The sequence below is a fragment of the Cellulomonas uda genome, assembly GCF_006538705.1.
Taxonomy (GTDB): domain Bacteria; phylum Actinomycetota; class Actinomycetes; order Actinomycetales; family Cellulomonadaceae; genus Cellulomonas; species Cellulomonas uda.
Genome location: NZ_BJLP01000078.1, coordinates 1 through 8,592, shown reverse-complemented (window position 1 = coordinate 8,592; position 8,592 = coordinate 1). Strand labels below are relative to the sequence as shown.

The window sequence follows — 8,592 nt, the reverse complement described above, 5'->3', positions numbered from 1 at the left end:
GTGCGGCTCGCACCGGGCCGCGAGGACGAGCCGGTGGTGCTCAACGACCGCGAGCCGCACGAGCGGATCACGCTCGTCGTGACGAACACGGGCGACCGGCCCGTGCAGGTGGGGTCGCACGTGCACCTGCCCGACGCGAACCCGGCGCTGGACCTCGACCGGGTGGCGGCGCACGGCTTCCGGCTCGACCTGCCCTCGGGGACGTCGCGGCGGTTCGAGCCGGGCGCGTCCGCGCGGGTCGACGCGGTGACGATCCGGGGTGCGCGGCGCGTGCCGGGGTTGCAGCGGGACAAGGCGGACGGCGGCGCCCTGGGCCCGGTGCCCGCCGCGCCCGCGGCCTCGTCGGGACCGCGCACCGGCCTCGCGGTCACCCGCGCGCGGTACGCCGCGCTGTACGGCCCGACGACGGGTGACCAGCTCCGCCTCGCGGACACCGACCTGTGGGTCGAGGTGACCGAGGACCGCACGGTCGGCGGCGACGAGGCCGTGTTCGGCGGCGGCAAGTCGGTCCGCGAGTCGATGGCGCAGGGCACGACGAGCCGCGCGGCGGGCGCGCTGGACACCGTCATCACCAACGCGGTGGTGCTCGACTGGTGGGGCGTGGTGCGTGCGGACGTGGGCATCCGCGACGGGCGGATCGTCGCGCTCGGCCGCGCGGGCAACCCGGACGTCGCGGACGGCGTGCACCCGGACCTGCACATCGGCCCGTCGACCGACGTCATCTCCGGCGAGGGCAGGATCCTGACGGCGGGCGGCATCGACTCGCACGTGCACCTGCTCTCGCCGTCGCAGGTGCACGAGGCGCTCGCGACGGGCCTGACGACGATCGTCGGCGGCGGCACCGGACCGTCCGAGGGCTCGAAGGCGACCACGGTCACCCCGGGTGCGTGGCACCTGGGCACGATCCACCGCGCGCTCGACGCGCTGCCCGTGAACGTCCTGCTGCTCGCCAAGGGCAACACGGTGTCCGACGAGGGGCTCGACGAGCAGGCGCTCGCGGGCGCGGCCGGGTTCAAGGTGCACGAGGACTGGGGTTCGACGCCCGCCGCGATCGACGCGGCGCTGCGGGCCGCGGACCGGTGGGGGCTGCAGGTCGCGCTGCACTCCGACTCGCTCAACGAGGCGGGGTTCGTCGAGTCGACGCTCGCCGCGATCGGGGGGCGGTCGATCCACGCGTTCCACGCCGAGGGTGCGGGCGGCGGGCACGCGCCGGACATCCTCACGGTCGCGTCGCACGCGAACGTCATCCCGGGCTCGACCAACCCGACGCTCCCGCACACCGTCAACACGGTCGCCGAGCACCTCGACATGCTCATGGTCTGCCACCACCTCAACCCGCACGTGCCGGAGGACCTCGCGTTCGCGGAGTCCCGCATCCGCGCGACGACGATCGCCGCGGAGGACGTGCTGCACGACCTGGGGGCCATGTCGATCACGTCGTCGGACGCGCAGGCGATGGGCCGCATCGGTGAGGTGGTCACGCGCACGTGGCAGGTCGCGCACGTCATGAAGGCCCGACGAGGCGCGCTCGGCACCGACGAGCCCGCGGACAACCTGCGCGCGCGGCGGTACGTCGCGAAGTACACGATCAACCCCGCGGTCGCGCACGGCATCGACGCGCACGTGGGGTCCGTCGAGCCCGGCAAGCTCGCGGACCTGGTGCTGTGGGAGCCGAGGTTCTTCGGCATCCGGCCGTCCGTGGTGCTCAAGGGCGGCGCGATCGCGTGGGCCGCGCTGGGTGACCCGAACGCGTCGATCCCCTCGCCGCAGCCCGTGCTCATGCGCCCCGCGTTCGGGGACGCGATCGCGCCCGAGCTGTCGATGACGTTCGTCGCCCCGGCGGCGCTGGAGGACGGGCTCGCGGACCGGCTCGGGCTGCGCCGCACGCTCGCCGCCGTCGCGGACACCCGTGGCGTCGGCAAGGCCGACATGCGGCTGAACGACGCGATGCCGCGCATCGACATCGACCCCGAGTCGTTCGCGATCGACGTCGACGGTGAGCGCATCGCACCCGCCCCCGCCGACCGGCTGCCGCTCGCGCAGCTGTACACGATGTTCTGAGGGGGACCCCGTGACCGACGTGCACCCGCCGACGAGCGTGCTGTTCGCGCTGCTCGCCGACGCGCGCCTGCCCACGGGCGGGCACACGCAGTCCGCGGGGCTCGAGCCCGCGCTGCTCGCGGGGCTGTCCGTCGCGGACGTCCCCGGGTACGTGGGCGGTCGGCTCGCGACCGTGACGCGCACCGAGGCCGCGGTGGCGGTCGTCGCGCGGCACGTCGTGACCGCCGACCCCGACGAGCGCGTCGCGGGCCTGCGGGCCGTGTGGGAGGCGTGGGCCGCGCGGACCCCCGCGCCGGCGCTGCGCGAGACCTCGCAGCGGCTCGGCCGCGGCTACCTGCGGCTCGCGCACCGGCTGTGGGGTGCGCACCCCGCCGTCGTCGCGCTCGACGCGGCGGTCGTCGCCGAGCGCACGCGCCTGGCCGCTTCCGTCCCGGTCCTCACGGGACCCGTCGGACGCAGCGACCGCGCGCAGCCGCCGCGCCCGCTCGTCCTCGGCGTCGTCGGCGCGTGCGTCGGGCTCGACGCGCGGCAGGTCGCGCAGCTCGTCGGGTACGACGACGTGCAGACGATCGCCTCCGCGACGCTCAAGCTCGCGCCCGTCGACCCCGCCGAGGCGACCGGGTGGGTCGTCGCGGCCGCGCCGACCGTCGAGGCCATGGCCGCGGGCGTCGCGCACCTCACCGACCCGGGGGACATCCCCGCATCCGGCGCCCCGCTCCTCGAGGAGTGGGCGCAGCAGCACGCCCGCCGCACAGAGAGGCTGTTCAGTGCCTGACACCCACACCCACCCCGCCCCCACGAGGTCGCTGCGACTCGGCGTCGCAGGCCCGGTCGGCACGGGCAAGAGCTCGCTCATCGCGCTCGTGTGCCGCGAGCTCGCGGCCGAGCTGCAGCTCGGCGTCGTCACCAACGACATCTACACCGACGAGGACGCACGCTTCCTGCGCTCCGCGGGCGTCCTCGACCCCGAGCGGATCCGGGCCGTGGAGACCGGTGCGTGCCCGCACACCGCGATCCGCGACGACGTGACCGCGAACCTGCTCGCCGTCGAGGACCTCGAGGAGGACTTCGCGCCGCTCGACGTCGTGCTGGTCGAGTCGGGCGGCGACAACCTCACGGCCACGTTCTCCCCGGCCCTCGTCGACGCGCAGATCTTCGTGCTCGACGTCGCGGGCGGCGGCGACGTGGCCCGCAAGGGTGGCCCGGGTATCGGGCGCGCCGACCTGCTCGTCGTGAACAAGACGGACCTCGCGCCGTACGTGGGCGTGGACGTGCCGCAGATGGTCGCCGACGCGACCGCGGCCCGCGACGGGCGGCCGGTACTCGCGCTGTCGCGGCACGACGAGGCGTCCGTCGAGGCGCTCAAGGACTGGGTGCGCCTCATGCTCACCGCGCACCGCGCCGGGGCGCACGTCCCGCAGGACCCCGGCCCCATGGCGCCGCACTTCCACGCCGACGAGGAGCACCCCGCGGGGGGCTTCGTGCACACCCACTGATCGACAGGGACGGGCGAGGGACGGGCGACGGTGCGGACGACGGTCGAGGTGGAGCGCGCGGGGGACCGCGTGCGGTGCGTGCTGCGCGCCGGTCACCTCGCGCCGCGCGTCCTGACGCAGGACGACCGCGGGGTGACCGTGGCCCTCGTCGCGACCGGCGCGCTGCTGCTCGGCGGGGACCACGTCCACGTCGACGTGCGCGTCGGCGACGGCGTGGCGCTCGAGCTCGTCGAGACGTCCGGCACGGTCGCGTACCACGGGCGCGGGCGGGCGGCGTCGTGGGCGGCGGACGTGCACGTCGGGCGCGGTGCGTCGCTCGTGTGGGACGCGCTGCCGTTCGTCGTGTCCGACGGCGCGGACGTCACGCGTACGACGAGCGTGCACGTGCACGACGAGGGCGCGGCGCTGCTGCGCGAGACGCTCGTGCTCGGACGCGACGGGCAGCGCGGCGGGCTGCTGCGGTCCGCGACCCGCGCGGTCGTGGGTGGACGTGACCTGCTCGTCGAGGAGCTCGACCTGACCGGCCCGCACATCGCACCCGGCGTGCTGGGCGACGCGCGCGTCGTCGACTCGGTGCTGCTTGCAGGTCGCCGGTCGGTCGCTGCGGACGGCGGCGGCGCGCGCGACGACGAGACGCGCGGGCTCGTCGTGCTCGACCTGCACGGCCCCGGCGCGCTCGCCCGCGCGGTTGGCACCGCGGCCCACGTCGCCGACGTCGGCCCGCTCGTCACCCGCTGGCGCTCGGCGCTCCCGACCCCCGACGCCGCACCGCCGCTCGACCCCGAGACCTCGACCGACGCGCCCGGCACGCCCGCCGGGACCGACGACAGGAGCACGACATGCATGTCCCCGACCACGTGATGGACCCCGGCACGAGCATCGCGACCGCCGTGGTCGCCGGTGCCGCGCTCACGCACGCCGTGCGCCGTGCCCGCGCCGAGGCGACCCGCGAGCAGGTCGCGATGACCGCCGTCGCATCGGGCTTCGTGTTCGCCGCGCAGATGGTCAACTACCCGGTCGCGCCCGGCACGAGCGGGCACCTCATCGGCTCGGCGCTCGCCGCGGCGCTCGTCGGGCCGTGGCTCGGCGCGCTCGCGGTGACCGCGGTGCTCGTCGTGCAGGCCGTGCTGTTCGCCGACGGCGGGATCACCGCGCTCGGCGTGAACGCGCTGCTCATGGCGGGTGTCGGGACGCTCGTCGGATGGTCGGTGCAGCGCCTCGTCGTGCGCCTCGCCGGCCGGGTCCCGGACGTCGGGCGCGTCGCGCTCGCCGCCGCCGGTGGGGCGCTCGCGTCGGTCCCGGCTGCCGCGCTCGCGTTCGTCGGCCTGTACGCGGTGGGTGGCACGGCCGACGTCGGGATCGGCGCGGTGACCGCCGCGATGCTCGGCGTCCACGCCGCGATCGGACTCGGCGAGGCCCTGGTCACGGGCGCGGTCGTCGCCGCCGTCGCAGCGATCGCCCCGGGGCTCGTCGCGCTCGACGCCCGCCCGCGTGCGCGTACGGCCGTCCGCCGTGGCGCGCTCGCGCTGGGCGTCGCATCCGTCGTCACGGCCGGCAGCCTGTCGGCGCTGGCCGTCGAGACGCCGGACGGGCTGGAGTGGGCGGCGCAGCGGGTCGGGTTCGAGGCCCCGGCCGGCCCGGCGCTCGTCGGGACCCCGCTCGCCGACTACGGCACCCTCACCGGCGTCCCGGTCGGAGCGGCGGGCCTCGCGGGCGTCGTGGCGGTCGCCGGCCTGGTCGCCCTCGGCCTGCGCCGCGCCTCGTCCGCACCGGCCTGACCGCCGGCTCGGCCGGCCTCAGCCGAACGCCGGCGTCTCCACCGGCCCTGACGTCAGCGCCACGCCGCACTCATGATGTCGGGGTCGGCGAGACCAGCGAACCCAGCCGCGAACGCATCCCAGTCCTCAGCGGTCATGGTGCCGGTCTGCCGCACCGCGGGCTTCTCGTCTGCGCCGTTCGGTGTGCGCGCGGTGCTCGTCATGGCAGCACCGTATGGGTGTGTGACCCGTCGCGGAACGAGTTCGGCGAGGTTAGAGGCCCAGGGCGTGCTGGGTGGCCAGGAGGGTCTGGGCCGAGTGCTGGAGCTGGTCCTCCTCGGCGGGCGTGGTCGACACGTCCGGCACGTACTGCACGCCGCCCGCGCCGACGACGCTCGGCACCGACAGCGCGACGCCGTGCAGCCGGTGCAGGCCGTCGTGCACCGTGCTCACGGGCAGCACCGCGTGCTGGTCGCCCAGGATCGCCTCGACGATCCGCGCGCACGCGAGGCCGATCGCGAGGTTCGTCGCACCCTTGCCCTCGATGATCCGGTAGGCCGCGTCGCGCACGTCCTGCGTGATCGCGTCGAGCTCGGGCGGGGTGAACCGGTGGCCGTCGGGCGAGACCCAGTCCAGGACGGGCGTCGTCCCGATGCGCGCCTGCGACCACAGCGCGAACCCGGTGTCACCGTGCTCGCCCACGATGTCGGCGTGCACGCTGGAGGCGGACACCTGCGCGCGGTCGGCGACGAGGCGGCGAAGGCGTGAGGTGTCCAGCACGGTTCCCGACGAGAACACCTGCGACGCGGGCAGGCCGGTGATCTTCTGCGCGGCGACCGTCAGCACGTCGCACGGGTTGGTCACGATGCAGTACACCGCCTCGGGTGCGTGCTCGAGCAGCGTCGGCATGAGGCGCTCGAGCAGACGCACGTTGGTGCCCGCGAGGTCGAGCCGCGTCTGCCCCGGGCGCTGCTTCGCGCCCGCCGTGATGACGACGACGTGCGAGCCCGCGACGACCTCGGGGTCCGCGCCGCCCACCACCGTGCCACCCGTGAACCACGTGCCGTGCGCGAGGTCCAGCACCTCCGCCTCGACCTTCGGGCGGTCGATGTCGTACAGCGCGACGGTGCGCGCCGAGCCGCGGATGAGCGCTGCGTACGCGACGCTCACGCCGACGCTCCCGGCGCCGACGACCGTCAGCCTGGAGTTCTCGATCCGGGCCATGCGGCCACGCTAGCCCTGGCCGGCGTCCCCGGCGCGACGAGCCCCCACCAGGGTCAGTGCCGGTCGCGGGCGCGGACCCGCAGGCCGCTCGCGCGCAGGCGGCGCACCAGCTCGCGGGTGCCCACCGGGACGGCGCCGCGCGCGACGAGCTCGTCGTACCGCTCGTCGGGCACGTCGTAGTGGTCCAGGTCGAACGCGCGCGGCGGGATGCCCGCGCGTGCGGCGAATGCGTGGAGCTCGTCGAGCGAGGAGTCGCTCACGAGGTGCGACCACAGCCGCTCGTGGCGCGGCCACAGCGGAGGGTCGAGGAGGATCACGGCGCGGCGGACCCGTCCTGCGGTGCGGCGTGCTCGACCGGGTCGGGCGCGACGAGCGCGTGCGCCGCCGCCTCCGCGTCGTGCTTGGCGATCTCCTTCTCGAGCCGCTGCAGCTCCGCCTCCACGTTCTGCCGCGCGGGCTCCTCCCACCCGGCACCGAGCGGGGTCGAGAACAGCGACGGGCGAGCCAGCAGCTTGCGCAGGATGCGCGCCCGCGCCCGCGCGTAGTCCGCCGCCGGCACGTGCGAGTACTCGGCGCGCACGTCGTGCAGGTACGCCTTGTAGCGCTGCGGCTCGGACGCGAGCATCGCCAGGTCCGCGTCGCACAGCACCGCGCAGTCCGGGTCCTTCGGGTTCGGCGCGTGGCGCACGAGCGCCGTCACCAGGTCGTGCACGCGCTGCGCATTGTGCTCGGGGACGCCCAGGCCGACGAGGTCGTCGAACGCCAGGCGGGCGCTCGCCGCCTCGTCCTCGCCGCCCTTGTTCGCGTACGTCTTGCGCTCCGCGGAGTCGAACACCGCCCCGTGGTACCAGGCGGCGAGCCGCACCAGGTCCGGCTCGTGGCTCTCCGCGTCGAGCTCGTCCACCCGGACGAGCACCTCGACCAGGTGCTTCACGTTGTGGAACTCACGACCGGGGGAGAGCCACCGGTCGAGCAGACGCTCGGCGACGGTGCGGATCTCGTCCGGCGACGCCGTGGCTCCTGCCCCGACGACGTTGCGTACGAATGCGGGCACCAGCCAGGCAGGCGCTTCGAGGACGCCCATGACCACCCTCACGACGACGACTAGGACGGGTCAGCATAGCCCCGCGGCACGAACCGGTCGTCCCGGACGCCCAGCCGCTGGTCATCGAGCGAGCGGCCGTGACGACGCTGCGCGCGGCGAAGATGAGGACTGGTGTTGCTTGGTCTTTGAGCACCGGCGGCACGACGCCCGTCGCGGTCGACACGGATGTGGACCATTCATGGCGTGAGGGCATGTATGACCTGCGCGTTCGCCCGAAGGGGTGTAGCGCGTCAAACCGGGCGCGGCGTGGCGGATTCTTCGCCATAATCCTCGCGCCGGGTCGCGCACCGTTGCCCGTCGAGCAGTCTCGGGCTGCAGGGGGAGCGTGTGCGTAAGGGCTTGATGGGTCGTGGCCGGCGGACGGTCGTGACGGCGGTGGCCGCTGTGCTGGTCGCGGGTGCGGCGTATGCGGCGGCGGACGCGGTGCGGGGTTCCGATGTCGACTGCTCGGCGACGGAGGCGCCCACGCTGACCGCGGCGTTGCTGCTCGCTCAGGCGTGTGAGCACGACGTGGTCGCGCTGGACTCGCTGGACCCGTACAGCTCGTTGACCGCGACGCCTGTGGGTGCGGTGCGCGCGAGTGCGAGCACCGGAGCGGTTCGTACCGATGTCTCGGGTGAGTGGGCGCCGGTCGACCCGAGCGTGGTGACCGACGAGGAGTCGGGTGAGCTTCGGGTCGCTTCGCCGGTGCATGCGATCACGTTCGACCCGAAGGACGGGTCGGGGTTCGTCGCGATCGAGTCGGACGAGGGTGCGATCAGCCTCGACGTGCCGGTCGATCTCGGTGCTCCGCGAGTGAGCGGCTCCCGGGTGGTGTGGGACGTGCTCGACGCGACTGAAGTTCGAGTCAAGCTGGCGGGTCACGGATGATGGCTTCGTTCTGTCGACGGTGATCCCGATGGGCGGTCGGATGTGAGCGCGCTCATGGAAGTTCCTCAACTCTCCGATT

General features: G+C 74.7%; 10 protein-coding genes. 6 read left to right on the top strand and 4 right to left on the bottom strand.

The annotated features are described in order from the left end of the window. The 5 genes from CUD01_RS15835 to CUD01_RS15815 are packed head-to-tail and all read left to right on the top strand — an operon-like array spanning window position 1 to window position 5,335. On the top strand, window positions 1-2,061 hold the full coding sequence (locus CUD01_RS15835) for an urease subunit alpha (protein ID WP_141322465.1): 2,061 nt from the start codon (window positions 1-3) through the stop codon (window positions 2,059-2,061). 10 nt (window positions 2,062-2,071) lie between these two features. Further along, window positions 2,072-2,836, top strand: coding sequence for an urease accessory protein UreF (locus CUD01_RS15830; protein WP_244937811.1), 765 nt, complete (start codon window positions 2,072-2,074; stop codon window positions 2,834-2,836). After that, window positions 2,829-3,557, top strand: a complete 729-nt coding sequence (ureG, locus tag CUD01_RS15825; protein ID WP_141322464.1) for an urease accessory protein UreG — start codon at window positions 2,829-2,831, stop codon at window positions 3,555-3,557. Before CUD01_RS15830 ends, ureG begins: the two co-directional genes overlap by 8 nt. Window positions 3,558-3,587: 30 nt before the next feature. Next, window positions 3,588-4,418 (top strand): urease accessory protein UreD, encoded by an 831-nt coding sequence (locus CUD01_RS15820; RefSeq protein WP_141322463.1) that lies wholly within the window; start codon window positions 3,588-3,590, stop codon window positions 4,416-4,418. Beyond that, window positions 4,397-5,335: an energy-coupling factor ABC transporter permease gene (locus CUD01_RS15815; protein WP_141322462.1), complete on the top strand. Its 939-nt coding sequence runs from the start codon at window positions 4,397-4,399 to the stop codon at window positions 5,333-5,335. Before CUD01_RS15820 ends, CUD01_RS15815 begins: the two co-directional genes overlap by 22 nt. A 53-nt stretch (window positions 5,336-5,388) precedes the next feature. Here the strand turns inward: CUD01_RS15815 and CUD01_RS16680 are convergent, their stop codons facing one another. From CUD01_RS16680 to CUD01_RS15800, 4 genes are read right to left on the bottom strand one after another with little or no spacing between them, the layout of a single operon-like run. Then, window positions 5,389-5,538: a hypothetical protein gene (locus tag CUD01_RS16680; protein ID WP_157732688.1), complete on the bottom strand. Its 150-nt coding sequence runs from the start codon at window positions 5,536-5,538 to the stop codon at window positions 5,389-5,391. 49 nt (window positions 5,539-5,587) lie between these two features. After that, window positions 5,588-6,538 carry an L-lactate dehydrogenase gene (locus tag CUD01_RS15810; protein ID WP_141322461.1) on the bottom strand — a complete coding sequence of 317 codons (951 nt, stop codon included), beginning with the start codon at window positions 6,536-6,538 and terminating at the stop codon, window positions 5,588-5,590. A gap of 53 nt (window positions 6,539-6,591) precedes the next feature. After that, a complete protein-coding gene (locus CUD01_RS15805; RefSeq protein ID WP_141322460.1) occupies window positions 6,592-6,855 on the bottom strand; it encodes a DUF4031 domain-containing protein in 264 nt (87 codons plus the stop codon). Then, on the bottom strand, window positions 6,852-7,622 hold the full coding sequence (locus CUD01_RS15800; RefSeq protein ID WP_094182457.1) for an HD domain-containing protein: 771 nt from the start codon (window positions 7,620-7,622) through the stop codon (window positions 6,852-6,854). Before CUD01_RS15800 ends, CUD01_RS15805 begins: the two co-directional genes overlap by 4 nt. A 666-nt stretch (window positions 7,623-8,288) precedes the next feature. Here CUD01_RS15800 and CUD01_RS16675 point away from each other — a divergent pair. After that, window positions 8,289-8,513: a hypothetical protein gene (locus tag CUD01_RS16675; RefSeq protein WP_157732689.1), complete on the top strand. Its 225-nt coding sequence runs from the start codon at window positions 8,289-8,291 to the stop codon at window positions 8,511-8,513. Window positions 8,514-8,592: the final 79 nt, after the last annotated feature.

Excerpts from the sequence above, each read along its gene's own strand:
- CUD01_RS15800 (WP_094182457.1), bottom strand. The coding sequence starts at position 7,622 with ATGGGCGTCCTCGAAGCGCCTGCCTGGCTGGTGCCCGCATTCGTACGC.
- CUD01_RS16680 (WP_157732688.1), bottom strand. The coding sequence starts at position 5,538 with ATGACGAGCACCGCGCGCACACCGAACGGCGCAGACGAGAAGCCCGCG.
- CUD01_RS15815 (WP_141322462.1), top strand. The coding sequence starts at position 4,397 with ATGCATGTCCCCGACCACGTGATGGACCCCGGCACGAGCATCGCGACC.
- CUD01_RS15810 (WP_141322461.1), bottom strand. The coding sequence starts at position 6,538 with ATGGCCCGGATCGAGAACTCCAGGCTGACGGTCGTCGGCGCCGGGAGC.